This is a genomic window from Thermonema lapsum (assembly GCF_011761635.1).
Taxonomy (GTDB): Bacteria; Bacteroidota; Bacteroidia; order Cytophagales; family Thermonemataceae; genus Thermonema; species Thermonema lapsum.
This window is the reverse complement of the sequence record NZ_JAASRN010000003.1, coordinates 120854-142202: the sequence shown is the minus strand read 5'-3', so window position 1 is coordinate 142202 and position 21349 is coordinate 120854. Positions and strand designations below refer to the sequence as shown.

Here is a 21349-nt window from a genome sequence, read left to right as displayed (position 1 = left end):
GCAAACAAAAACAAGGCTTTATGAGTTCAAAGATGTGAAGCTCCAAAGCCTTGTTGAATAAAATGTTCGCTTATTTGATTAAATGCATGGGTTTTGCTATTCTCGCTACTGTAGAACGAAACTCGTTATCAGAAAGTTCTGTTCTTTTGACAGTTTTTTATGAGCGTCGCCCAGAACGCCGATTGTTGTTGTTATTGTTGTTGTTCTTTTTGGGGCGTTCTTGATAGCCTTCGGGTTTGGGCAGTAGAGCCTTCCGCGACAAGCGATATTTGCCGGTGCGTTCGTCCACCTCAATCAATTGCACCATTACTTCTTCGCCCGGTTCAATGACATCTTCAATGTTTTCTATACGCTCCCACTTGATTTCAGAGATGTGCAACAAACCTTGTTTTCCGGGCATAAACTCTACCACTGCTCCAAATGGAAGTACTTCTTTTACTATACCGGTATAGGTTTCTCCTACTTCGGGCACGGCAACGATGTTGCGCACAGCTTTTATGGCGGCTTCCATGGCTTCTTTGTCAGAAGCGAAGATGTTGACAACCCCAAATTCACCTTTGTCTTCGAGTACAACAGTAGCACCTGTATTGCGCTGAATTTCCTGTACTACCTTCCCGCCGGGTCCAATGACGGCTCCTATCATGTCGCGGTCAATGGTGAAGCTTGCCACTCGCGGTGCATGAGGCTTCAACTCGGGGCGTGGCTGGCTGATGACCTCATTCATGATGCTTAGGATGTGCAAACGCCCTTCTTTAGCTTGATGCAGTGCTTTACGCAATACTTCGAAATCAAGGCTTTTTACTTTTATATCCATCTGCACGGCAGTGATACCGGCTGCTGTTCCTGCCACTTTAAAATCCATATCGCCCAAGTGGTCTTCGTCGCCCAGTATGTCAGAGAGTACTACATAACGCCCCGTTTCTTCATCGGAAATCATACCCATGGCAATGCCTGAAACAGCAGCACGCACAGGAACACCGGCATCCATCAAAGCCAAAGAACCTGCGCAAACGGTAGCCATAGAAGAAGAGCCGTTGGATTCCAAGATATCGGACACAACACGCACCACATATGGATATTCCTCTTCATTGGGCATCACTGCTTTTAAGGCACGTTGGGCAAGGTTGCCATGCCCTATTTCACGGCGGCTGGGACCACGATTGGGTTTAATTTCCCCGGTAGAAAAGGCAGGGAAGTTATAATGCAGCATGAACTTATCTACCCCTGTGATGATAACGCCGTCGATGATTTTCTCGTCGAGTTTATTGCCCAGAGTAACAGTGGTCAAAGACTGCGTTTCGCCACGGGTAAACACTGCCGAGCCATGCACTGCGGGCAGATAATCCACTTCACACCAGATAGGGCGAATGTCGGTGGGTCTACGTCCATCTAAGCGTATGCCTTCGTCCAATGCAAGGTTACGGCAAGCCATACGCTGCATTTCGTCAAAGTATCTGCTTGCGAGGTTGACATTTACGGTTGTGTCTTCGGGCAGACTGTTGAGGTACTCTTCTTTGATAGCTTTAAAAGCCTCTTTGCGCTTGTTTTTATTCTGTATGGCACTTTTGGCAACGGCATACATACGTTCATAGTAGGCATCCCATAGTTGCTTACGCAACTCTTCGTCGCTTGCTGGTGGCGTGAAGGGGCGTTTTTCCTCTTTGCCTACCTTCTTGGTCAACTCATTCAAACCAGCACACAGGTTTTTGATTTCTTCGTGAGCAAAAGCCAAGGCTTCGAGCAGTTCTTCTTCGCTCACTTCATTCATTTCGCCTTCTACCATCACAATACTGTCGGCAGAGCCCCCTACGATAATATCTAAGGTGGCTCGTTCTAAGTCAGAAGCCAAAGGATTCACTTGGAATTGACCATCGATTTTAGCAACACGCACCTCGGCAATAGGACCATTGAAGGGGATATCGGAGACAGCCAAAGCAGCTCCTGCCGCCAACCCAGCCAAAGCATCCGGCAGAATTTCAGTGTCTGCCGAAATCAAATAGATATTGATTTGCGTTTCTGCCAAGTAGCCCTCGGGAAACATGGGGCGCAGGGCGCGGTCTACCAAGCGGCTGATGAGTACTTCATAATCCGAAAGACGTCCTTCACGCTTCAAAAAACCACCGGGTATGCGACCGGCAGCTGCGAATTTCTCTTGATAGTCAACCGAAAGAGGGAAAAAATCGGCGTCTTCCTTGACTTCTTTTGCAGAGACTACTGTAGCCAAAAGCATGGTTTTGCCCATGCGCAAGACTACGGCACCGTCGGCTTGACGTGCCAATTTACCGGTTTCAATCGTTATTTCTCGTCCGTCGCGTAGGGTAATCGTATGGACGACAGCTTCATTCATCATAGTTTTTAAATCTTTTTCCTTATTGAAATCACTGCAACAAAGCAGAGGGTATTGAACAGATGCATAAGATATGAAAAATCAAGGGAACTCGCATGGAATTCCCTTGATTAAACACCTGTTTTGCAGCTTTACTTACGGATACCCAATTCAGTGATTAGGCTACGATAGCGCTCCAGGTCTTGCTTTTTCAAGTATTCGAGCAATCGTCTACGCTTACCTACCATACGAAGCAACCCCAAGTGAGTAGAGAAATCTTTCTTGTGGGTTTTCAAGTGCTCAGTCAGATGGTTGATTCGATAAGTCAATAAAGCGATTTGCGCTTCGGGAGAGCCGGTATCGTTCTTCCCTCTGCCGTACTTTTCAAATAGTTCTTGCTTCTTTTCGCTCGTCAAATACATGCTTTTATCAATTTTAATTGATATACCCTCTGTTTTAAACAGAATGCAATATTACGACTTTTTGTTTGAATATCAAATTTATAGCAGCGCTTTTTTGCAAAGAGCCAGCGCCTTCGCAAGCTGCCGAGGAGCTTAAATATCAGACATACAAGCTGCCGCCTTCTATCAGCTTCATAAACTCATCAAAGAGGTAAGTAGCATCATGTGGACCGGGCGATGCCTCGGGGTGGTATTGTACCGAAAAAGCTGGACAATCTTTCCGACGAATGCCTTCTATGCTTCCGTCATTAAGGTTCACATGAGTGATTTCTACTATTTTGCTTTTTTCTACATCTTCACGATTCACCCCGAAGCCGTGATTTTGCGAAGTTACCTCGCAACGTCCGGTAATAAGGTTTTTGACAGGATGGTTAAGCCCCCGATGCCCATTATGCATTTTGTGGGTGCCTATGCCACTGGCTAATGCCAGTAGCTGATGCCCCAAGCAGATACCAAAAAGGGGCTTGCCCGTATCCAGCATTTTTTGCACAGTGGTCACGGCATAAGGCATGGCGGCGGGGTCGCCAGGACCATTGGAGATGAAGTAAGCGTCTGGATGCCATGCTTCTATTTCTTCAAGTGAGGTTTTAGCAGGAAAGACTTTTATGAGGGCGCCCCTTTTTTCCAAATGGCGCAATATGTTTCGCTTTACGCCCAAATCCAGCGCTGCTATTTTAGGTCCGGTATTGCCCTCACCCACCAAATAAGGCTCTTTAGTGCTTACTTTCGACGCCAATTCCAAGCCTTTCATAGAAGGAGTTTCAGCAAGCTGCATTTTTAGTTTGTCTATGTCGAACTCTTCGGAGGATATGATGGCGTTCATGGCACCTTTGTGGCGGATATGAGTAACCAAAGCCCGGGTATCTACGCCTGCAATACCTACTATACCATGTTTTTCGAGGTATTCCTGTAAGCTGCCATCTGCCAATTTACGAGAGTAAAACTCAGAGAACGCATTGCACACCATACCTCTGATTTGAGGGACTGCCGACTCCTCATCTTCGGCAATGACGCCATAATTGCCAATGTGTGCGGTAGTATTGACAATGATTTGCCCATAGTAAGAGGGGTCGGTGTAAATCTCTTGATAACCGGTCATGCCGGTATTGAAGCATATCTCGCCGGTGGTTGTACCTGTTTTACCTATTGCGTAACCATGCCAGAGGGTTCCGTCTTCGAGTAACAGAATAGCCGGGTGCTCAAGGGCTCTGCTTTTCATTGTTGAATGCGAGTTTGAGAAGTTGAAAAGGTCATCAAAAGGATATAAAAAAAGGAATAGCAAATGCTATTCCTTGGCTTAGATGCAATTTCTTGCTTCTATGCTGAGTATGAAAAGGGAAGGCAATTTTATTCTTCTGCGCTTGCCTCATGGTTGCCGGCGGCTTCTTCTTTTGTGTCTTTTACTTCCACTTCGGAAGCTGCCTCGCTCGCCTTTTTAGATTTCCGACGCGTGCGTTTTTTCTTGGCGTTGCTGTCTTGCAAGAGGGTTTCATTAAAGTCAACCAGCTCAATCAAACACATTTCGGCGGCGTCGCCATAGCGTTGCCCCAGCCTGATGATGCGGGTGTATCCTCCCGGACGGTCGCCTACTTTTTCCGCTACGGTGCCGAAGAGTTCTTTCACTCCTTCTTTGTTGCGCAGATAAGAGAATACCACGCGGCGGTTGTGCGTTGCTTGTTCAATGGTGGTATTGTTGGCGGCTTTAGCGCGGGTAATCAGCGGTTCCACATACTTTTTCAGTGCTTTCGCTTTGGCTACGGTGGTTTTTATGCGCTTATGCAAGATGAGCGACGTAGCCATGTTTGCCAACATCGCCTTGCGATGCGAAGCGGTCCGCCCCAAATGATTTACTTTTTTTCCGTGTCTCATTGCTTTTCGGTTTAAAGTATTGCCTCACGGCAAATTAGTCTTCGTCTAATCGATATTTAGATACATCCATACCAAAGGTAAGTCCCTTTGAAGAAATGAGCTCCTCTATTTCGGTGAGCGATTTCTTACCGAAGTTGCGGAATTTCATCATGTCGGAGATTTCCAAACGTACCAAGTCTCCTAAGGTCTTGATGTTTGCCGAGCGGAGACAGTTGTAAGCCCGCACCGAAAGGTCCAGCTCAGAGAGTGGAGTTTTAAGGAGCTTACGCATGCGCAACACTTCCTCGTCCACTACAGCAGTTTCTTCTTCTTGCACTGCCTCGAAAGTCATGGTTTGGTCTGAGAAGAGCATAAAGTGCTGAATCAAGATATGAGCGGCGCCCTTCAAAGCCTCTTCGGGATGGATAGACCCATCGGTTTCTACTTCCAGCAAGAGCTTTTCGTAGTCGGTTTTTTGTTCTACACGGGTGTTTTCTACCTGATACTTTACATTGCGTATAGGGGTGAAGATAGAATCTACGGCAATGTAATCAAGTGAGCGCTCGCCCAAGTCATGCTCTTCGGCAGGCACATAACCACGCCCTTTGGTGATGATGAGGTCTACGGTTAACTCTTTAGCCGGGTCAAGCTCACAAATCACCAGGTCGGGGTTCAATACTTGAAAGTTAGCAGATACCTCGGTAATATCTCCGGCTTTAAAGACTTCTTTACCTTTGATTTTGATGGTTAGGTGCTCTTCTGTTTCTTCACCGATGCGCTTAAAGCGTACTTTTTTGAGGTTCAACACAATGGCTACCATGTCTTGGACAACCCCCTCAATAGGCGAAAACTCATGAAGCACGCCCGGGATGCGCACCGCTTTAATGGCATAGCCCTCTAATGAAGAAAGGAGCACACGACGCAGTGCATTCCCAATCGTTACTCCATACCCGGGTTCGAGTGGTTTGAATTCGAAAAGACCGACAAAGTCGTCGGATTTTTCAACCACTACTTTTTCGGGCATTTGAAAGCTTAAAATAGACATAACGTATGTGTTTTATTAGGGTTTACGCTGCCAAATAAACAGGTGCCCTTTCATCAAGGGCTTGGTCTTTTGCCACAAAGACAAAAGCGCAGTGTTGACGATGCAAATATACAATATTTTGTGCTGCAAACCCATAAGCCGAAGCCTACGGGTTCTACAGCACAAAGAAAGGGTTTTATTATTTAGAGTACAATTCTACGATGAGCTGTTCTTGTATGTTCTCGGGGATTTCATCACGAGCCGGCAGATTCATGAATTTACCGGTCATAGAAGCTTTGTCCCACTCGAGCCAGCTGTAACGCGATACGCTTGACTTAGCCAAGCTGTCGGTAATCAATTCCAGCGATTTCGATTTTTCACGAACAGCTACTTGATCACCGGGGCGCAGCGTGTAAGAAGGTATGTTGACCACCTCGCCGTTCACCAGGATGTGCTTATGCAATACCAGCTGACGGGCGGCACGGCGTGAGGGGGCAATGCCCAAGCGATACACCACGTTGTCTAAACGGGCTTCGAGCAATTGCAAAAGGATTTCACCGGTTACCCCTTGCCTGCGTGATGCTTTTTCGAACAGGTTACGGAACTGCCGCTCGGTCAAACCGTAGATATATTTCGCCTTTTGCTTGGCAGCCAACTGCATGGCATATTCCGACTGCTTGCGGCGACGATTACGCCCGTGTTGCCCGGGAGGATAGTTTTTCTTTTGTACGTACTTGGCTGCGCCTAAGATACTCTCGCCGAACTTTCTTCCGATTTTAGCTCTGGGTCCTCTATATCTTGCCATAGTTCTTTATCAGTTTTAGACTCTTCTACGTTTGGGGGGACGACAACCGTTGTGAGGAAGCGGAGTTACGTCTTTGATAGCGGTAATTTCAATACCGGAATTATAGATAGTACGGATAGCCGCCTCACGACCAGCCCCCGGTCCCTTCACAAGCACTTCTGCTTTGCGCATGCCAAGGTCGTACGCTTTTTTAGCACAGTCTGCAGCAGCCACTTGTGCGGCGTATGGGGTGTTCTTTTTCGAGCCTTTGAATCCCATTTTTCCTGCAGACGCCCAGGTAATCACTTCCCCATTTTTATTGGTGATGGTGATGATGATGTTGTTGAAGGTGGCTTTGATGTGCACTTGCCCTTCAGCATCTACATGTACTTTCTTCTTTGTATCTTTCTTAGCCATGGTTCGTCGATTTAATAGCTACTATGCGTCAGTAAGTCTTATTTAGTAGCTTTTTTCTTGTTTGCTACGGTCTTACGTTTCCCTTTACGAGTACGAGCGTTGGTACGGGTTCTTTGTCCACGCACAGGCAAGCCTTTGCGATGGCGCAGCCCACGATAGCAGCCGATGTCCATCAAGCGTTTGATGTTGAGCTGCACTTCTGACTTCAGCTCACCTTCTACTTTGTAGTTGCTCGTAATCTCGTTACGAATGGCTACAGACTCTTCGTCTGTCCAATCTTTCACCTTTTTGGTGGGGTCCACGCCCACTTTTTCTAAGATTTTGAGGGCAGATGAGCGCCCAATCCCGTAGATATAAGTGAGCGCAATACGTCCTTGTTTGTTGTCGGGGATGTCAACACCTAAAATCCTTGCCATAGGTTATCCTTGTCTTTGTTTGTACTTTGGATTCTTTTTGTTGATTACATATACGCGCCCTTTACGGCGAACGATTTTGCAATCAGCACTGCGTTTTTTTACCGAAGCTCTTACTTTCATGACTCATTTCGTTTAAGACCTTATGATTTGTAACGATACACAATTCTACCTTTGGTCAGGTCATAAGGCGACATTTCGAGCTTGACCTTATCGCCGGGTAGAATTTTAATATAGTTCATGCGCATTTTGCCGGAGATATGAGCAATCACCTCGTGCCCGTTTTCCAACTGTACACGAAACATGGCATTGGAAAGGGCTTCGGTAACTACTCCGTCTAATTCAATGGATGGTTGTTTCGCCATGGTTTTGATTTATGATTTGTTCTATGTATTCAAAGGTAGTCAATGGCTCTGCTTTTCCTTTTCTGACGACCACTGTATGCTCATAATGAGCCGAGAACAGGCGGTCAGCTGTGCGGATGGTCCAGCCATCACCTTCTTCCACGATGTGGTGTTTGCCCATATTGACCATGGGCTCGATAGCCAAGACCATGCCTTCTTTCAGCTTGATACCTTTGCCTCTCTTACCATAGTTGGGTACTTCGGGTTCTTCATGCAAGGAACGTCCGATGCCATGTCCTACCAACTGACGCACTACAGAAAAGCCATGGGCTTGAACGTAGTGCTGAATGGCAAAGCCTATATCTCCCATGCGATTCCCCTCTACGGCTTGCTCTATGCCTTTGTAAAGGGCTTCTTTGGTTACTTGTAACAAGCGCTTGACTTCCTGACTCACCTCACCTACGGCGTAGGTATAAGCGCTGTCGCTATGGAAGCCATTTTTAAACACCCCACAATCAATAGAAACGATGTCTCCATCTTTTAGGGTGTAATTTCCAGGGATGCCATGTACCACTTGCTCGTTTACCGAAATGCAAAGTGATGCAGGGAATCCACTATAGTTTTTAAACGAGGGAATAGCACCATGATCACGGATGAAGGCTTCGGCGATGGCGTCGAGTTGAGCTGTAGTAACCCCTGCCTTCACATGCTTGGCTACTTCGGCATGTGCTTTTGCCAGGATTTGCGCACTCTGACGCATCAGCTCAATTTCTTCTTCTGTTTTTAAGTAAATCATAGTGCTATGCCACATCTATTGTACCGCCAACGGGCGAGCTTATTTGTCCGCTTTTCATCAACGATTCATAACGTTTTTGAATCAAATAAGCATCTACCTGTTGCACGGTATCGGCTACTACACCCACCATAATCAAAAGTGAGGTACCGCCATAGAACTGTGCAAAATCACTCGATACACCAAAATACTGCACAATGGCAGGAATGATGGCTACAATAGCCAGGAAGATAGAGCCTGGCAAAGTGATTTTTGATAAGATGCTATCGATATAATGAGCCGTGGGCTCACCAGGCTTTATGCCGGGAATAAAACCGCCGCTCCTTTTCAGGTCGTCTGCTATCTGACGCGGGTCAATGGTGATGGCTGTATAGAAGAAAGTGAATAGAATGATGAGAATGCCAAACACCAGGTTGTATTGCCAGGTGAAAGGATTCGAGAACATGCCTATAGTAACAGCCAAATCGCTATCAGGGCTTGCAAACAAGCCGGCAAGCATAGCAGGCAGAAACATCAAGGACTGTGCGAAGATGATAGGCATCACCCCTGCGGCATTGAGGCGCAAAGGCAGCATTTGGCGACGCCCGCCCCACACTTTGTTGCCCACCACTTGTTTGGCATACTGCACCGGCACATTACGCACGGCTTGTGTAAGCATAACGATACCCATCACAACCAAAATCAGCACCACTGCTTCCAAGACTAATTTCAGCTCGCCACCAACCCCTACCAATGCGGTTTCTACCTCTTGGTAGATAGCTTTGGGAAAGCGCGAGATGATACCAATCATAATAAGCAGAGATATACCGTTGCCAATCCCCCGCTCTGTGATGCGTTCACCCAGCCACATACAAAAGATGGTGCCGGTAGTCAGCAAGATAACAGAAGAGAAGGTAAAGAAAGAACGGCTTACCACCAGTGCGTCGCTATTGATAGTAGCCAAGAAAGCAAAAGACTGCACAAGGGTGATGGCGATGGTCAGCAGGCGTGTGATGCGAGTTAATTTTTTGCGTCCTGCTTCCCCTTCTTTGCGCTGCATCTTTTGGAATTCGGGCAGTGCCACAGTAAGCAACTGCACCACAATAGAGGCAGAAATATAAGGCATGATGCCCAGGGCAAAGATAGAGGCACGCCCAAAAGCCCCACCCAAGAAAGTATCGAGCAGCCCTCGGATGTCTTGAAAAGAAGACTGGAGCTTGGTTGGGTCTATCCCGGGTAATACCACATAAGAACCTAAACGGAACACCATCAACAACAAGATGGTGTTGATGATGCGCCGCTTAAGTTCGGGGATAGAGAATATATCCTTAAATGTATTGATAAGCTTCTTCATGATTATGACTCAATAAGCGTAGCTGTTCCACCTAAGTTTTCGATAGCGGCTTTTGCCGAAGCAGAGAAAGCATGGGCTGCTACATTCAGCTTGGTTTTCAGCTCGCCACGTCCCAAGATTTTCACCAAGTCTTTCTTAGAAGCCAAGCCATGCTCTCTGAGCGTATGGATATCGATGGAGTCGAGCTTGTAGGTTTCAGCCAAAGATTGTAGAGTGTCCAAATTGATGGGCTTGTATTCTACACGGAAGGGGTTTTTAAAGCCAAACTTGGGCACACGGCGTTGAAGGGGCATTTGCCCACCTTCAAAACCCAGTTTTTGAGAATAGCCTGAGCGGGACTTATGTCCTTTGTGTCCACGGGTAGAGGTTCCCCCGCGCCCCGAGCCGGGTCCACGCCCGATGCGCTTTCTTTTTTTGGTAGCGCCCTTTGCAGGTTTTAGAGTGTGTAATTTCATATTGTTTTCTAATTTAACTCGCTTTCGCTGAACGCTAAAAACGATATTAAGACAAATATTCTACTTCGATAAGATGAGCCACTTTACGAATCATCCCTTCAATGGCAGGGTTCAATTCGTGCTCAACAGTTTTGTTGATTTTACCTAACCCCAGGGCTTCGATGGTTTGACGCTGTTTTTTGGGGCGGTTAATCAAGCTTTTTACTTGTTTGATTTTGACTCTTGCCATTTGTTTTATCCGTTAAATACTTTGTCCAAAGTTACGCCACGGTGCATAGCTACCACATGGGGTGCACGCAGCTTCATCAAGGCATCAAAGGTAGCCTTGATGGCGTTGTGCGGGTTGGTAGAACCCAACGCTTTAGCCAATACGTTGTGAATACCGGCACTTTCAAGCACGGCACGCATGGCACCACCGGCAATAACTCCGGTACCATCAGAGGCAGGGCGCAGCATCACGCGGCTACCGTCATATTTGCCATACACATCATGCGGGATGGTACCTTTAATTACAGGTACTTCGATGAGGTTTTTCTTGGCATCTTCTATGCCTTTAGTGATGGCATCGGTTACTTCGGCGGCTTTACCCAAGCCGTAACCCACAATGCCGTTTTCGTTACCTACTACTACGATAGCAGCAAAGCTGAAACGACGACCCCCCTTTACCACCTTCGCAACGCGTTTGATAGCTACCACGCGATGCTTAAGGTCATCGTTGCTTACACGTATAGTTTTTTTAGCCATTGTTCTTTCTATCTGTTTTAGGTTAGAATTCCAAACCTCCTTCACGAGCACCTTCTGCCAAAGCTTTCACACGCCCGTGATACAGGTAGCCGTTTCGGTCAAAAACTACTTTTTTAATGCCATTGGCTACGGCACGCTCTGCTATCAGCTTACCTACTTGCTTAGCTACCTCTACGTTTAAGGAGTCGGTTTTGAGGTCATAAGAAGAGGCAGCTGCCAAGGTAACACCTAGCTCATCGTTGATGATTTGTGCGTAAATACGTCTATTGGAACGGAAGACGCATAAGCGCGGGCGCTCGGCAGTTCCACGAATGCGTTTGCGCAAGCCTTTTTTGATGCGTGCTCGACGCTCTATTTTTTTAAGTTGCTCTTTTGTAGCCATAATGATTATTTTTTAGCTGCAGCTTTACCTGCTTTTCTTCTAACTTGTTCACCCACAAAACGAATACCCTTTCCTTTGTAAGGCTCAGGCTTACGGAAGGAGCGTATTTTGGCAGCCACATGCCCCAATAATTGCTTGTCGATGCTTTCCAAAATAATCGTAGGGTTTTTCCCTTTTTCGGCTGTTGCCGTTGCTTTTACTTCGGGAGGCAGAACAAAGAAAATGGGGTGCGAATAACCCAAAGCAAATTCAATAACGTTGCCATTTACAGTCGCGCGATAACCTACCCCTACCAGTTCCATTTCTTTCTTGTATCCCTCGGTTACTCCTATCACCATATTGTTCAGGAGTGCGCGATACAAGCCATGATAGGCGCGCATTTGTTTGCTTTCGTCGGGGCGCTTGAGCACAATGGCTTTATCCACCACTTCTACGGTGATGGCAGGGTTTACCTGCTGCGACAACTCCCCTTTGGGTCCCTTAATGGTGACTACGTTTTCAGGCGAAACGCTAACGGTCACCTTGTCAGGTATTACGATTGGTTTTTTGCCTATTCTTGACATTTTCTTTACGTTTGAAATTAGTACACGTAGCAAAGCACTTCGCCACCTACATTCAGCTTGCGTGCTTCTTTGTCAGACATGACACCTTTCGAAGTAGAAAGGATAGCAATTCCTAAGCCGTTCAATACACGCGGCAGCTCCGATGCCTTGGCATACTTGCGCAAACCGGGTTTACTGATGCGTTTGATATCAACGATAGCCGGTTCCTTGGTTATCGGATGATATTTCAAGGCTATTTTGATGGTGCCTTGCGGGGTGCTATCGTCGAATTTATAATTCAAGATGTAGCCTTTATCGAAGAGCACCTTAGTGATTTCCTTCTTCAGGTTCGAAGCAGGTACTTCCACGATGCGGTGCCCTGCACGTACCGCGTTACGAATGCGCGTTAGGTAATCGGCAATTGGATCAGTATGCATATTGCTTGCGTTTTTCTCTTTTTTCAAAATTGGCTTGCAAATATATGAAACGCCATTGAAAAATCCAATAAATCATTGGATTACCAACTGGCTTTGACTACTCCCGGTATTTTACCTTCTGAAGCCAGTTTGCGGAACATGTTACGGCAAAGCCCGAATTTACGCATATATCCGCGGGGGCGCCCGGTAATAGAGCAACGGTTGCGAAGGCGTACTGGAGAGGAGTTGCGCGGCAGTTTGTCAAGCGCTTCCCAGTTGCCTTCTTCTTTCAGGCGCTTGCGTTTTTCGGCATAGAGCGCCACCATTTTTTGTCTTTTTCGTTCTCTGGCTTTTATGGATTCTTTTGCCATAGTCTATTTTATTTTTTGTGAGCGTTTGCAAAAGGCATTCCTAATTCTTTAAGGAGTTCGTAAGCTTCTTCGTCGGTTTCGGCAGTAGTCACAAAGGTGACATCCATACCTGAAATTTTGCTTACTTTATCAATACTAATCTCAGGGAAGATGATTTGCTCTTTTATCCCTAAGGTATAGTTACCACGTCCATCGAAACCGCGGTCACTTACCCCCTCAAAGTCGCGCACACGAGGCAGCGCCACCATAATCAAACGCTCGAGGAACTCATACATGCGGTCGCCACGCAAGGTAACTTTAGCACCAATAGGCATGCCTTCACGTAGCTTAAAGTTCGATACCGATTTTTTGGCAATAGTGGGCACTGCGCGCTGTCCAGTGATGGCGGTCAACTCTTCTATTCCTTGATCTACAAGTTTTTTGTCGGCTACAGCCGCTCCTATCCCCTTGTTGATGACAATTTTCACCAAACGGGGCGCTTGCATCACTGACTTGTAATTGAATTTCTTCATCAGCGCGGGCACTACTTGTTCTCTGTAGTGCTTCTTTAAGTTGGGCGTGTAATTTGCAACTTTATTTCCCATCTTAGTCTATGAATTCGTTAGTTTTCTTTGAATATCTTCTCAACTTACCGTTTTCGTCACGACGACGACCTACACGGGTAGGTTCCCCCGTTTTGGGGTCAATCAGCATCACATTGCTGATGTGGATGGGGGCTTCCATTTCAATGATACCGCCTTGTGGGTTTTGTGCCGACGGTTTCACATGTTTTTTGACTATGTTGAGCCCTTCCACAATCACACGATGCTCTTTGCGGAGCACCTTTTTTACTACACCTGTTTTACCGCGCTCATCACCAGCAATCACTTTTACTTGGTCGCCAGTCTTGATGTTGAGCTTAGGTTGCTTATTATATTTCCTTTCCATAATTACAATACTTCTGGAGCCAATGAAACGATTTTCATGAATTGTTTTTCACGCAATTCGCGTGCTACGGGACCGAAGATACGAGTACCACGCATTTCTCCTTGGTTGTTGAGCAGCACTACGGCGTTGTCTTCGAAGCGAATATAAGACCCGTCTCTGCGGCGCACTTCTTTTTTAGTGCGTACAATCACCGCTCTGGACACCATGCCTTTTTTGGCAGTACCGTTGGGGGTGGCTGATTTTACGCTGACCACGATTTGGTCGCCTACGGTAGCATATTTTTTACCGCTACCACCCAATACACGAATGCACAGTACCTCTTTGGCACCGGTATTATCGGCTACTTTGAGTCTTGACTCTTGTCTTATCATGATTATTTAGCCTTTTCAATGATTTCAACTAATCTCCAGCGTTTTCTTTTGCTCAAGGGGCGGCACTCCATAATGCGGACGATATCGCCGATGCCGCACTCGTTTTTCTCGTCGTGTGCCATAAATTTGGTAGTCTTGAGCATGAACTTACCGTACATAGGGTGTTTTACTTTACGCTCAACAGCTACCACAATCGACTTATCCATTTTGTTGGATACGACTTTGCCCACACGTTCTTTGCGTCTATTTCTTACGACTTTTGTTGCTTCCATAGGTCTTATTCAGCTTTTGAAGGTGCGATGCCCAATTCGCGTGCACGCAGTTCGGTCAGGATGCGCGCGATGAGCTTTTTGGTTTCACGAATTCTCATAGGGTTCTCTATGGGTGAAATAGCGTTGGCAAAGCGCAGTTTTTGAAGGTTGCGCTTTTCCTCTTTCAGCTTAGCTTGCAGCTCTGCTGTGCTCAACGCCCGTATTTCTTGCATTTTCATAATACTTGCTCTTTTAGAATTAACCTACATAATCATGGCGCACAACAAACTTGGTACGGATAGGCAGCTTCTGAGCTGCTAAGCGCAGGGCTTCTTGTGCTAGTTCGGGTCTTACGCCATCGATTTCAAACAAGATGGTTCCGGCTTTCACAGGCGCTACCCAATATTCAGGGTTCCCTTTCCCTTTACCCATACGCACCTCTGCGGGTTTTTTGGTGATGGGTTTGTCGGGGAAGATGCGAATCCAAACGCGCCCTTCACGCTTCATGGCACGGGTCATGGCAATACGAGCCGCTTCTATTTGGCGGGCGGTAATCCATCCGGGCTCAAGAGCCTTGATGGCAAAATCACCAAAGGCAATGCTGAAGCCGCGCGTAGCGACCCCTTCGGTGCGCCCTTTTTGCTGCTTTCTATATATGGTTCTTTTAGGCTGTAACATGATTCTTTCGTTTTAATTCGAGTAATCTGTCGCTTAGTTGTTGCGCTTTCTTCTACGAGCACGACGCGCACGCCCTTCAGTAGCTCCTCCACCTCTTTTACGCTGCTTCTTTTCTTCGCCCAAGTTGTAGAAGTCGGGTTTTTCGTACACCTCGCCTTTGAATATCCACACTTTCACCCCAATGAGACCATAGGTGGTCAAAGCTTCGGCAAGGGCATAGTCGATATCGGCACGGAGGGTATGCAGCGGCACACGCCCCTCTTTGTATTCTTCGCTACGCGCCATTTCGGCACCCCCCAAACGACCAGACAAGCGGATTTTGATACCTTCGGCACCTACCCGCATGGCTGCCTCGATGGCTTGCTTCATAGCACGGCGATAAGAGACACGTGCACGCAGTTGTTGTGCTATGGATTCAGCCACCAAGCGAGCATCTAACTCGGGGCGTTTGATTTCGAAGATGTTGAGTTGAACGTCTTTGCCGGTGAGTTTTTTCAGCTCTTCACGCAGCTTGTCTACTTCGGCTCCTCCTTTACCGATAATCACACCGGGGCGGGCAGTGTGAATAGTAATGGTCACCCGCTTGAGCGTGCGCTCGATAGCGATTTTAGAGATGCTCCCTTTAGGTACACGCGCTTCAATATATTGACGAATCTGGTAATCCTCGTATAATTTGTCTTTGAAGTCGCGTTTATCGGCATACCAGTTGGACTCCCAACCTTTTATAATACCCAGTCGTAAGCCTATTGGATTAACCTTTTGTCCCATGTTTTATGCTTCGGTTTCGTTGTTTACTTCTTCTGCGGGGCTGTATTGAGCTTGTTCGCGTGCAGCCACTACAATGGTTACATGATTTGAACGCTTACGGATACGGTAAGCACGTCCTTGTGGAGCCGGTCTGAGACGCTTCAACATGCGCCCGCCATCTACACGGATTTCTTTTACATACAATCCGGCTTCTTCGATATCAGCCTCAGGATATTTTTGTTCCCAGTTGGCGATGGCTGACAACAAGAGTTTTTCCAGTCGGCGTGCGGCATGCTTGGGGCTGTATTTGAGCACCGCCAAGGCATGAGTTACCTCCATTCCTCTGATAAGGTCAGCCACCAAACGCATTTTGCGAGGCGAGGAGGGTTCGTTTCTCAGTTTTGCAATTGCTTCCATAGTCAATTCTTTTCCGAGTAATAGATGATGCTACTCGTTCGTTTTAACTTTTCTTTTTGTCTTTCTTATCAGCGTGCCCTCTGAAGTTGCGGGTAGGGGCAAATTCACCCAGTTTATGTCCTACCATTTGCTCAGTGACATACACAGGGATGTGTTTGTTTCCGTTGTGTACGGCGAAGGTATGTCCAATGAACTCGGGGGAGATAGTAGAACGACGCGACCAAGTTTTGATAACGGTTTTCTTCCCCGAAGCATTTATTTTTTCAATCTTTTTCAAAAGACGAAAATCAACGTATGGTCCTTTTTTTAGAGAACGTGCCATAGGTACTTAGCTTATTTTTTTCTTCTACTGATGATTAGGCGGCTTGAAGCTTTCTTCGGATTGCGGGTTTTCTTACCTTTTGCATACAAGCCGGTACGAGAACGCGGATGCCCACCAGAGGCACGACCTTCACCACCACCCATGGGGTGATCGATGGGGTTCATTGCTACACCACGAGTGCGCGGACGGCGTCCCAGCCAACGAGAACGCCCGGCTTTACCAATGGTAACGTTCATGTGGTCGGGGTTAGATACAGCCCCCACGGTTGCCATACAGTTCCCCAAAACCATACGCATTTCGCCAGAAGGCAGCTTAAGCGTAACATACTTATCTTCTTTTGCTACCAGCTGTGCATAAGTACCGGCACTGCGTGCCATGACCCCACCTTTGCCGGGCTTCAGCTCGATGTTGTGCACGATGGTACCCAACGGTATGTTTTTGAGGGGTAAGGCATTGCCTACCTCGGGAGCCACGTTTTCACCTGCTACGATGGTTTGCCCTACTTGCAAGCCCTGCGGAGCAATGATATAGCGCTTTTCACCATCTTTATACACCACCAAGGCAATACGTGCACTGCGGTTGGGGTCATATTCGATGGTTTTTACAGTGGCGGGGATATCCCACTTGTCGCGCTTGAAGTCGATGATACGATACATGCGCTTGTGTCCACCACCGATATAGCGGGCACTGCGACGCCCTTGGTTGTTGCGCCCTCCGGTTTTTTTCAAGGGCTTAAGCAAGCTCTTTTCGGGGGTGTCGGTGGTGATGTCGTCGAAGACAGGCGCTATACGGTGGCGCTGTCCGGGAGTTATGGGTTTTAATTTTTTTACTGCCATTGTTTCTTCTTTATCAGTGAAGCACTATAGGTTTTCTACAGGCTTAGGTTATACTTCGTAGATGTCGATAAAATCACCCTCGGCTACTTGCACCAGTGCTTTCTTGAAAGCAGGCGTGCGCCCGGTCAATACTTGCGACTTGGTATAGCGGGTTTTCACTTTTCCTTGATAGCGCAGGGTGCGCACCGATTTTACAGTTACGCCGTACATAGCTTCGACGGCTTTTTTGATTTCCACCTTGTTGGCTTTATCGTTGACGATGAAGGTGTAAACACCTTTTTCGTGCAACGCTGTAGCCTTTTCCGAGAGGTGGGGTCTTATGATGATATCCGTTAGCTCTTTCATGACTCGTCTTAGGCATTTAAGGTGTTTTCGATTTTTTCGATAGCGCCTTCGCAAATCACCAATTTCTCTGCATTCAAGATGGCATAGGTATTGATTTGCTCAGCGGGCAACACTTGTGCTTTGGGCAGGTTGCGAGCAGAGAGGTAAACTATCTTGTCCAAACCTGGTAATACAAACAGGGTTTTGGTGCTGTCCAAGCCCAGTTTTTGCAAGATAGCCAAGAATTGCTTGGTTTTGGGCTGCTCAAAGCTGAAGTTTTCCAACACTAGGATGTTGTTTTCTTTTGCTTTGTAAGCCAAAGCTGACTTACGCGCCAAGCGAGTTTCTTTCTTATTCAGCTTGAAGCTGTAGTCGCGTGGTTTGGGTCCAAAGATGCGTCCACCTCCGCGCAATAAAGGCGATTTGATATCACCGATACGGGCAAAGCCGGTACCTTTTTGCCTTCTGAGTTTGCGGGTAGAGCCGGAGATTTCGCTACGTTCTTTGGTTTTGTGGGTACCTTGGCGTTGATTTGCCAAGTAACGTTTTACATCCAAATAGATGAGGTGGTCGTTGGGCGTAATGCCGAAGACCTCATCAGACAGGGTCACTTTGCGCCCTGTGTCTTCCCCATTGATATTGTATACTGCTAACTCCATGATGTTACTTCTCTAATATGACAAATGAATTTTTAGCACCGGGTACAGACCCACTCACCAGAATGAGGTTTTTCTCAGGGTAGATTTTCAAAACACGCAAGTTTTGGATGGTCACGCGGTCATTGCCTGTGCGACCAGCCATGCGCTTCCCTTTGAATACACGAGAAGGGAACGAAGAAGCACCAATAGAACCGGGCGCACGTTCACGGTTGTGCTGACCGTGGGTGCTTTCGCCTACACCAGCAAAACCATGGCGTTTTACAACCCCTTGGAAGCCTTTACCCTTAGAAGTACCTACGACGTCTACGTACTCACCTTCCTCGAAGACGTCTTCGATACGTACTACATCACCCAAATTGAACTCTTTTTCGAAGTCCTTGAACTCAACGAGTTTCATTTTGGGGGTAGTGCCTGCTTTTTGGAAATGACCCAACAGAGGCTTGGGGGTGTTTTTCTCTTTACGCTCCCCAAAACCCAGCTGAACGGCTTTATAGCCGTCCTTCTCGATCGTCTTCACTTGCGTTACCACGCAAGGACCAGCTTCTATCACTGTGCATGGGATAAGCTCCCCATTGGCACCGTAGATGCTAGTCATGCCGATTTTTTTTCCAATAATTCCTGGCATTTGTTTGGTTTTTATACAACATAGTTAAGGCTTGCACGCACTTCGTGCAAACGAGGTGCAAATTTAGATATTTTTTTCATCTTTGCAAACCTTTTTTACAGCTTATTGCCTTTTTTTCAGGAGGCTAAGCAAGCGGGAAGAGTACATGTCGTAGAAGCTGCAAACAGGGGATTTTAGAAAAGTGCGTCATGCGGGCACACATGCGCATAGGCAGGTGTATCTGCCGAGGGACGTAAACGGGTGGATTCATGTGGGCGAACAGGCAATTTCGGCGCTTTCTCCCACTCTTCTTCTTCTTTTTTCATTTGCTCCAGCTCTTCGGGAGTAAACTCAAAATGAAGCAGCTCGCGCAGGTCGGGCTGCCCAGCATCGACCCAACAAGTAAACCAGAAATCTGCCACCATCTTGATGGATGCCCGCAAACGACGCTCCACTTGTCCGGCAAGCAAACGATGAAACAAATCACAGAAATCATAGGAGTAGGTGCGCACGGTGATGCCATTGCGCTCGACAAAAGAATATTTTTTGTCGGGAGGGAGCATTTCTGTGGCTTTGCGCTCAAAAACAAAAACCGAGTCCAAGGCTTCGTGTGCCAAAACTACGCCTTGCCATATGTATAGTTGGGGCTTTTGAATATATTCAGCTTTGCCCACCCATAGGTCGTAATCATCGAAGAAAAGCTCGGGTAGGCGGCTTTCCCACAAGCCGTGAATGCCCCTTTGCCCGGTCAGCTGCCCGTTATAGTTTTCGGTTGTGTGCAAAGGCACATTGGCATCGGCAATGTAGTGCCCTATATCTGCCGAAAGGCGCAATATTTCACGCGCGTCTTTTCTTCGAAAAGCTTCTGTCAAACGATAACGCATGCGCTCTACGTGCCAAGGGACGATGCCGTATGCCTGCAGGGTGTCTTCACCAAACATAGCTACGGCTTCGTTCCAGAAGCGGGGCATTTTATATACAGCGCTGTCGTTGAAGTATTTGTCATACACGTCTATATCTATGTAATGACGTGGAGCTTCGCCTTCCACGGCATAGCGCCGCCTGTCGGGGTTCACTGCATTCTCGGTGATGTAAACAATATGTTTTTTAAAAAAAACAATCATTTCGGGTGGCAGCGAAAAAACAGCCTGCCGGTTGATGTGTCGGTGCGCAAAAAATCCCCACGAGTATGCAGCTGTCACAGAAAGGGCGAACAAAAAAAGCGCTAAGGGGTACCTCATAACTTTAAGAGTTACTCAACTTTAAAGATACAAGAAATGTGGCAAATAAATGCAATTGTTCAGGCAGGCGACAAGCGCAAACGGATAAATACCTGCTTTCATGAATGGTTGTATGATTCACACAAGCAGCTCTTGGACTTTAGCCACAGTCTAAGGGGTGAGCAAGGAGGTTGTTGTCCACGAGCGGGACATATCCCTCAATTTGTGTTTTTTCCAGATTGTCTTTTCTATCACAAGAATAAAAAGGCTCAGGCGCAAGGTCAGTGGTTTAACTTGTTTTAAGTCGATACCATGTTCTCAATCCTCTTCATAAAGTAAGCAAAAAAGAAAAAGTGCTCTATAACAGGGCACTTTTTCAGTGAGGCGCTATGTGCATACGGCTTCTCTCAATTGGTATATAAGGATACCAGTAGTGCGAGTTCTTCCATAGAAGAGGCTATCTCACGAATGTAGTCATAAAAACGGTCTTCAGCGCGCACGTAATGTACTTCTTTGCCGTGGGTATTATGCCAAAGATGTATTACCTTTTCGTGTAAATCAGGCTTTTTGAGAGGCATATTTTTAAAAGCAGCAGCTATTTTTTCTTTCATTTCCACAGACAAAGAGGTGCGTACTGCCACCGGACCGTTTACTATTGGCTCCGATTTCCACAAGATTTTCAGCCGAGAGGCATCGAGCTTGCCGGCTGCTATCATGGCTTCCAAGTCGGTGTAAGAGCAGGCTCCCACTTGAAACTCACCTTCGGCTATCAAACGGGCAGTGGTTTTATGGTCACCGCCAAAGGCGATGTCCTGAAAGACCAACTCGGGCTCTAATCCCAAGCGCTTCAGTTGAAGGCGAGGAATGAGATGCCCCGAAGTGGAGCCCGGATTCACAAACAAGAAAACATGGCGACTGCCTTGCTCCATCAGCTCATCTACCGATTCTATGCCACTTTGGGCATTTGCCAAAAGGCAGCTGCGATAAGCTATAGGCTTGCCGTCGGGTGTAGCTACCACCAGCAGCGGTTCTATGTCCATTTGATATTTTGCAAGTACATAACCTAAGGTGTTCACTAAAGCGATGTCTATTTGTTGTGCACGGCATATCTCCACAAAGGCACCCGCCCCTTTGGTCATCACCGGATAGAGGGGCACGTGCAGCTCTTCGGTAAGGTAAGCACACAAAGCCGAAACCAAGGCTTTGTTTTGTTCCGACTGGTCGATGTTAGACCCAAAGGCGAGGTAAAGCGTGTCTTGGGCTTGCGCAAACAAAGTAAAAAAGGTAAGCAAAAGCCAGAGCAAAAGAAGTGCAATAGGTTTCATAGTTACAGATGTTGA

At 47.0% G+C, this 21349-nt stretch carries 34 protein-coding genes; all 34 read right to left on the bottom strand.

What is annotated here, in order from left to right; translation table 11 throughout:
* Positions 1-157 precede the first annotated feature (157 nt).
* Positions 158-2350, bottom strand: a complete 2193-nt coding sequence (pnp, locus tag FHS56_RS10320) for a polyribonucleotide nucleotidyltransferase (protein WP_166920506.1) — start codon at positions 2348-2350, stop codon at positions 158-160.
* Between the two features lie 128 nt (positions 2351-2478).
* Positions 2479-2748: a 30S ribosomal protein S15 gene (gene rpsO / locus FHS56_RS10315; protein WP_166920504.1), complete on the bottom strand. Its 270-nt coding sequence runs from the start codon at positions 2746-2748 to the stop codon at positions 2479-2481.
* Between the two features lie 139 nt (positions 2749-2887).
* Entirely contained in the window at positions 2888-4006 is a 1119-nt protein-coding gene (carA, locus tag FHS56_RS10310) for a glutamine-hydrolyzing carbamoyl-phosphate synthase small subunit (RefSeq protein ID WP_166920502.1), read from the bottom strand.
* A gap of 128 nt (positions 4007-4134) precedes the next feature.
* Positions 4135-4656, bottom strand: a complete 522-nt coding sequence (gene rplQ, locus FHS56_RS10305) for a 50S ribosomal protein L17 (RefSeq protein WP_166920499.1) — start codon at positions 4654-4656, stop codon at positions 4135-4137.
* A gap of 34 nt (positions 4657-4690) precedes the next feature.
* On the bottom strand, positions 4691-5680 hold the full coding sequence (locus FHS56_RS10300; RefSeq protein WP_166920497.1) for a DNA-directed RNA polymerase subunit alpha: 990 nt from the start codon (positions 5678-5680) through the stop codon (positions 4691-4693).
* Between the two features lie 178 nt (positions 5681-5858).
* A complete protein-coding gene (gene rpsD, locus FHS56_RS10295) occupies positions 5859-6464 on the bottom strand; it encodes a 30S ribosomal protein S4 (RefSeq protein WP_166920495.1) in 606 nt (201 codons plus the stop codon).
* A 15-nt stretch (positions 6465-6479) separates the two neighbouring features.
* Positions 6480-6860, bottom strand: coding sequence for a 30S ribosomal protein S11 (rpsK, locus tag FHS56_RS10290; RefSeq protein ID WP_166920493.1), 381 nt, complete (start codon positions 6858-6860; stop codon positions 6480-6482).
* Positions 6861-6898: 38 nt separating this feature from the next.
* A complete protein-coding gene (gene rpsM / locus FHS56_RS10285; RefSeq protein WP_038030097.1) occupies positions 6899-7276 on the bottom strand; it encodes a 30S ribosomal protein S13 in 378 nt (125 codons plus the stop codon).
* A 3-nt stretch (positions 7277-7279) separates the two neighbouring features.
* Positions 7280-7396 (bottom strand): type B 50S ribosomal protein L36, encoded by a 117-nt coding sequence (ykgO, locus tag FHS56_RS10280; protein WP_038030098.1) that lies wholly within the window; start codon positions 7394-7396, stop codon positions 7280-7282.
* 20 nt (positions 7397-7416) lie between these two features.
* A complete protein-coding gene (infA, locus tag FHS56_RS10275) occupies positions 7417-7638 on the bottom strand; it encodes a translation initiation factor IF-1 (RefSeq protein ID WP_038030100.1) in 222 nt (73 codons plus the stop codon).
* Positions 7616-8413, bottom strand: coding sequence for a type I methionyl aminopeptidase (gene map / locus FHS56_RS10270; RefSeq protein ID WP_166920491.1), 798 nt, complete (start codon positions 8411-8413; stop codon positions 7616-7618). Before map ends, infA begins: the two co-directional genes overlap by 23 nt.
* A gap of 4 nt (positions 8414-8417) precedes the next feature.
* Complete coding sequence (secY, locus tag FHS56_RS10265; RefSeq protein WP_166920489.1) at positions 8418-9743, bottom strand: preprotein translocase subunit SecY; 1326 nt, start codon at positions 9741-9743, stop codon at positions 8418-8420.
* A 2-nt stretch (positions 9744-9745) separates the two neighbouring features.
* On the bottom strand, positions 9746-10198 hold the full coding sequence (gene rplO / locus FHS56_RS10260; RefSeq protein WP_166920487.1) for a 50S ribosomal protein L15: 453 nt from the start codon (positions 10196-10198) through the stop codon (positions 9746-9748).
* A 46-nt stretch (positions 10199-10244) separates the two neighbouring features.
* A complete protein-coding gene (gene rpmD / locus FHS56_RS10255) occupies positions 10245-10427 on the bottom strand; it encodes a 50S ribosomal protein L30 (RefSeq protein ID WP_166920485.1) in 183 nt (60 codons plus the stop codon).
* Positions 10428-10432: 5 nt separating this feature from the next.
* Complete coding sequence (rpsE, locus tag FHS56_RS10250) at positions 10433-10942, bottom strand: 30S ribosomal protein S5 (protein WP_166920483.1); 510 nt, start codon at positions 10940-10942, stop codon at positions 10433-10435.
* A 22-nt stretch (positions 10943-10964) separates the two neighbouring features.
* The gene (gene rplR / locus FHS56_RS10245; protein WP_166920481.1) at positions 10965-11324 is read right to left on the bottom strand and encodes a 50S ribosomal protein L18; all 360 of its coding nucleotides are present in this window, start codon (positions 11322-11324) and stop codon (positions 10965-10967) included.
* Positions 11325-11329: 5 nt separating this feature from the next.
* On the bottom strand, positions 11330-11887 hold the full coding sequence (gene rplF, locus FHS56_RS10240) for a 50S ribosomal protein L6 (protein WP_166920479.1): 558 nt from the start codon (positions 11885-11887) through the stop codon (positions 11330-11332).
* A gap of 17 nt (positions 11888-11904) precedes the next feature.
* Positions 11905-12303: a 30S ribosomal protein S8 gene (gene rpsH / locus FHS56_RS10235; RefSeq protein WP_166920477.1), complete on the bottom strand. Its 399-nt coding sequence runs from the start codon at positions 12301-12303 to the stop codon at positions 11905-11907.
* A gap of 80 nt (positions 12304-12383) precedes the next feature.
* Positions 12384-12653, bottom strand: coding sequence for a 30S ribosomal protein S14 (rpsN, locus tag FHS56_RS10230; RefSeq protein ID WP_166920475.1), 270 nt, complete (start codon positions 12651-12653; stop codon positions 12384-12386).
* 8 nt (positions 12654-12661) lie between these two features.
* Positions 12662-13237, bottom strand: a complete 576-nt coding sequence (gene rplE, locus FHS56_RS10225; protein WP_166920473.1) for a 50S ribosomal protein L5 — start codon at positions 13235-13237, stop codon at positions 12662-12664.
* Between the two features lies 1 nt (position 13238).
* Positions 13239-13580 (bottom strand): 50S ribosomal protein L24, encoded by a 342-nt coding sequence (rplX, locus tag FHS56_RS10220; RefSeq protein WP_166920471.1) that lies wholly within the window; start codon positions 13578-13580, stop codon positions 13239-13241.
* A gap of 2 nt (positions 13581-13582) precedes the next feature.
* A complete protein-coding gene (gene rplN, locus FHS56_RS10215; protein ID WP_166920469.1) occupies positions 13583-13951 on the bottom strand; it encodes a 50S ribosomal protein L14 in 369 nt (122 codons plus the stop codon).
* A 2-nt stretch (positions 13952-13953) separates the two neighbouring features.
* The gene (gene rpsQ / locus FHS56_RS10210; RefSeq protein ID WP_166920467.1) at positions 13954-14223 is read right to left on the bottom strand and encodes a 30S ribosomal protein S17; all 270 of its coding nucleotides are present in this window, start codon (positions 14221-14223) and stop codon (positions 13954-13956) included.
* A 5-nt stretch (positions 14224-14228) separates the two neighbouring features.
* The gene (gene rpmC, locus FHS56_RS10205) at positions 14229-14441 is read right to left on the bottom strand and encodes a 50S ribosomal protein L29 (protein WP_166920465.1); all 213 of its coding nucleotides are present in this window, start codon (positions 14439-14441) and stop codon (positions 14229-14231) included.
* A gap of 19 nt (positions 14442-14460) precedes the next feature.
* Complete coding sequence (rplP, locus tag FHS56_RS10200; protein ID WP_166920463.1) at positions 14461-14880, bottom strand: 50S ribosomal protein L16; 420 nt, start codon at positions 14878-14880, stop codon at positions 14461-14463.
* 33 nt (positions 14881-14913) lie between these two features.
* The gene (gene rpsC, locus FHS56_RS10195) at positions 14914-15648 is read right to left on the bottom strand and encodes a 30S ribosomal protein S3 (RefSeq protein ID WP_166920461.1); all 735 of its coding nucleotides are present in this window, start codon (positions 15646-15648) and stop codon (positions 14914-14916) included.
* Positions 15649-15651: 3 nt separating this feature from the next.
* On the bottom strand, positions 15652-16044 hold the full coding sequence (gene rplV / locus FHS56_RS10190) for a 50S ribosomal protein L22 (protein WP_166920459.1): 393 nt from the start codon (positions 16042-16044) through the stop codon (positions 15652-15654).
* Between the two features lie 43 nt (positions 16045-16087).
* Positions 16088-16366 (bottom strand): 30S ribosomal protein S19, encoded by a 279-nt coding sequence (gene rpsS / locus FHS56_RS10185; RefSeq protein WP_166920457.1) that lies wholly within the window; start codon positions 16364-16366, stop codon positions 16088-16090.
* A gap of 11 nt (positions 16367-16377) precedes the next feature.
* Positions 16378-17202 (bottom strand): 50S ribosomal protein L2, encoded by an 825-nt coding sequence (rplB, locus tag FHS56_RS10180; protein ID WP_166920455.1) that lies wholly within the window; start codon positions 17200-17202, stop codon positions 16378-16380.
* Between the two features lie 48 nt (positions 17203-17250).
* Complete coding sequence (gene rplW / locus FHS56_RS10175; protein ID WP_166920453.1) at positions 17251-17547, bottom strand: 50S ribosomal protein L23; 297 nt, start codon at positions 17545-17547, stop codon at positions 17251-17253.
* An 8-nt stretch (positions 17548-17555) separates the two neighbouring features.
* Entirely contained in the window at positions 17556-18185 is a 630-nt protein-coding gene (rplD, locus tag FHS56_RS10170; protein WP_166920451.1) for a 50S ribosomal protein L4, read from the bottom strand.
* Positions 18186-18189: 4 nt separating this feature from the next.
* The gene (gene rplC / locus FHS56_RS10165) at positions 18190-18810 is read right to left on the bottom strand and encodes a 50S ribosomal protein L3 (RefSeq protein WP_166920449.1); all 621 of its coding nucleotides are present in this window, start codon (positions 18808-18810) and stop codon (positions 18190-18192) included.
* 173 nt (positions 18811-18983) lie between these two features.
* Positions 18984-20030 carry a zinc dependent phospholipase C family protein gene (locus FHS56_RS10160; protein WP_208409675.1) on the bottom strand — a complete coding sequence of 349 codons (1047 nt, stop codon included), beginning with the start codon at positions 20028-20030 and terminating at the stop codon, positions 18984-18986.
* A gap of 386 nt (positions 20031-20416) precedes the next feature.
* Positions 20417-21334: a phosphate/phosphite/phosphonate ABC transporter substrate-binding protein gene (locus tag FHS56_RS10155; RefSeq protein ID WP_166920446.1), complete on the bottom strand. Its 918-nt coding sequence runs from the start codon at positions 21332-21334 to the stop codon at positions 20417-20419.
* Positions 21335-21349 lie beyond the last annotated feature (15 nt).

Bases quoted from the DNA above. Each gene is read 5' to 3' on its own strand.
- infA (WP_038030100.1), bottom strand. From the start codon at position 7,638: ATGGCGAAACAACCATCCATTGAATTAGACGGAGTAGTTACCGAAGCC.
- rpsS (WP_166920457.1), bottom strand. From the start codon at position 16,366: ATGGCACGTTCTCTAAAAAAAGGACCATACGTTGATTTTCGTCTTTTG.
- FHS56_RS10300 (WP_166920497.1), bottom strand. From the start codon at position 5,680: ATGTCTATTTTAAGCTTTCAAATGCCCGAAAAAGTAGTGGTTGAAAAA.
- rplP (WP_166920463.1), bottom strand. From the start codon at position 14,880: ATGTTACAGCCTAAAAGAACCATATATAGAAAGCAGCAAAAAGGGCGC.
- rpmC (WP_166920465.1), bottom strand. From the start codon at position 14,441: ATGAAAATGCAAGAAATACGGGCGTTGAGCACAGCAGAGCTGCAAGCT.
- rpsD (WP_166920495.1), bottom strand. From the start codon at position 6,464: ATGGCAAGATATAGAGGACCCAGAGCTAAAATCGGAAGAAAGTTCGGC.
- rplX (WP_166920471.1), bottom strand. From the start codon at position 13,580: ATGGAAAGGAAATATAATAAGCAACCTAAGCTCAACATCAAGACTGGC.
- rplV (WP_166920459.1), bottom strand. From the start codon at position 16,044: ATGGAAGCAATTGCAAAACTGAGAAACGAACCCTCCTCGCCTCGCAAA.
- rpsE (WP_166920483.1), bottom strand. From the start codon at position 10,942: ATGGCTAAAAAAACTATACGTGTAAGCAACGATGACCTTAAGCATCGC.
- rplC (WP_166920449.1), bottom strand. From the start codon at position 18,810: ATGCCAGGAATTATTGGAAAAAAAATCGGCATGACTAGCATCTACGGT.
- rpsC (WP_166920461.1), bottom strand. From the start codon at position 15,648: ATGGGACAAAAGGTTAATCCAATAGGCTTACGACTGGGTATTATAAAA.
- carA (WP_166920502.1), bottom strand. From the start codon at position 4,006: ATGAAAAGCAGAGCCCTTGAGCACCCGGCTATTCTGTTACTCGAAGAC.
- rplW (WP_166920453.1), bottom strand. From the start codon at position 17,547: ATGAAAGAGCTAACGGATATCATCATAAGACCCCACCTCTCGGAAAAG.
- rplD (WP_166920451.1), bottom strand. From the start codon at position 18,185: ATGGAGTTAGCAGTATACAATATCAATGGGGAAGACACAGGGCGCAAA.
- rpsN (WP_166920475.1), bottom strand. From the start codon at position 12,653: ATGGCAAAAGAATCCATAAAAGCCAGAGAACGAAAAAGACAAAAAATG.
- rplO (WP_166920487.1), bottom strand. From the start codon at position 10,198: ATGAAATTACACACTCTAAAACCTGCAAAGGGCGCTACCAAAAAAAGA.
- rpsM (WP_038030097.1), bottom strand. From the start codon at position 7,276: ATGGCAAGGATTTTAGGTGTTGACATCCCCGACAACAAACAAGGACGT.
- rplN (WP_166920469.1), bottom strand. From the start codon at position 13,951: ATGATAAGACAAGAGTCAAGACTCAAAGTAGCCGATAATACCGGTGCC.
- secY (WP_166920489.1), bottom strand. From the start codon at position 9,743: ATGAAGAAGCTTATCAATACATTTAAGGATATATTCTCTATCCCCGAA.
- FHS56_RS10155 (WP_166920446.1), bottom strand. From the start codon at position 21,334: ATGAAACCTATTGCACTTCTTTTGCTCTGGCTTTTGCTTACCTTTTTT.
- ykgO (WP_038030098.1), bottom strand. From the start codon at position 7,396: ATGAAAGTAAGAGCTTCGGTAAAAAAACGCAGTGCTGATTGCAAAATC.
- rpsO (WP_166920504.1), bottom strand. From the start codon at position 2,748: ATGTATTTGACGAGCGAAAAGAAGCAAGAACTATTTGAAAAGTACGGC.
- rplF (WP_166920479.1), bottom strand. From the start codon at position 11,887: ATGTCAAGAATAGGCAAAAAACCAATCGTAATACCTGACAAGGTGACC.
- rplE (WP_166920473.1), bottom strand. From the start codon at position 13,237: ATGGGAAATAAAGTTGCAAATTACACGCCCAACTTAAAGAAGCACTAC.
- rpsK (WP_166920493.1), bottom strand. From the start codon at position 6,860: ATGGCTAAGAAAGATACAAAGAAGAAAGTACATGTAGATGCTGAAGGG.
- rplR (WP_166920481.1), bottom strand. From the start codon at position 11,324: ATGGCTACAAAAGAGCAACTTAAAAAAATAGAGCGTCGAGCACGCATC.
- rpmD (WP_166920485.1), bottom strand. From the start codon at position 10,427: ATGGCAAGAGTCAAAATCAAACAAGTAAAAAGCTTGATTAACCGCCCC.
- map (WP_166920491.1), bottom strand. From the start codon at position 8,413: ATGATTTACTTAAAAACAGAAGAAGAAATTGAGCTGATGCGTCAGAGT.
- rplQ (WP_166920499.1), bottom strand. From the start codon at position 4,656: ATGAGACACGGAAAAAAAGTAAATCATTTGGGGCGGACCGCTTCGCAT.
- rplB (WP_166920455.1), bottom strand. From the start codon at position 17,202: ATGGCAGTAAAAAAATTAAAACCCATAACTCCCGGACAGCGCCACCGT.
- rpsH (WP_166920477.1), bottom strand. From the start codon at position 12,303: ATGCATACTGATCCAATTGCCGATTACCTAACGCGCATTCGTAACGCG.
- pnp (WP_166920506.1), bottom strand. From the start codon at position 2,350: ATGATGAATGAAGCTGTCGTCCATACGATTACCCTACGCGACGGACGA.
- FHS56_RS10160 (WP_208409675.1), bottom strand. From the start codon at position 20,030: ATGAGGTACCCCTTAGCGCTTTTTTTGTTCGCCCTTTCTGTGACAGCT.
- rpsQ (WP_166920467.1), bottom strand. From the start codon at position 14,223: ATGGAAGCAACAAAAGTCGTAAGAAATAGACGCAAAGAACGTGTGGGC.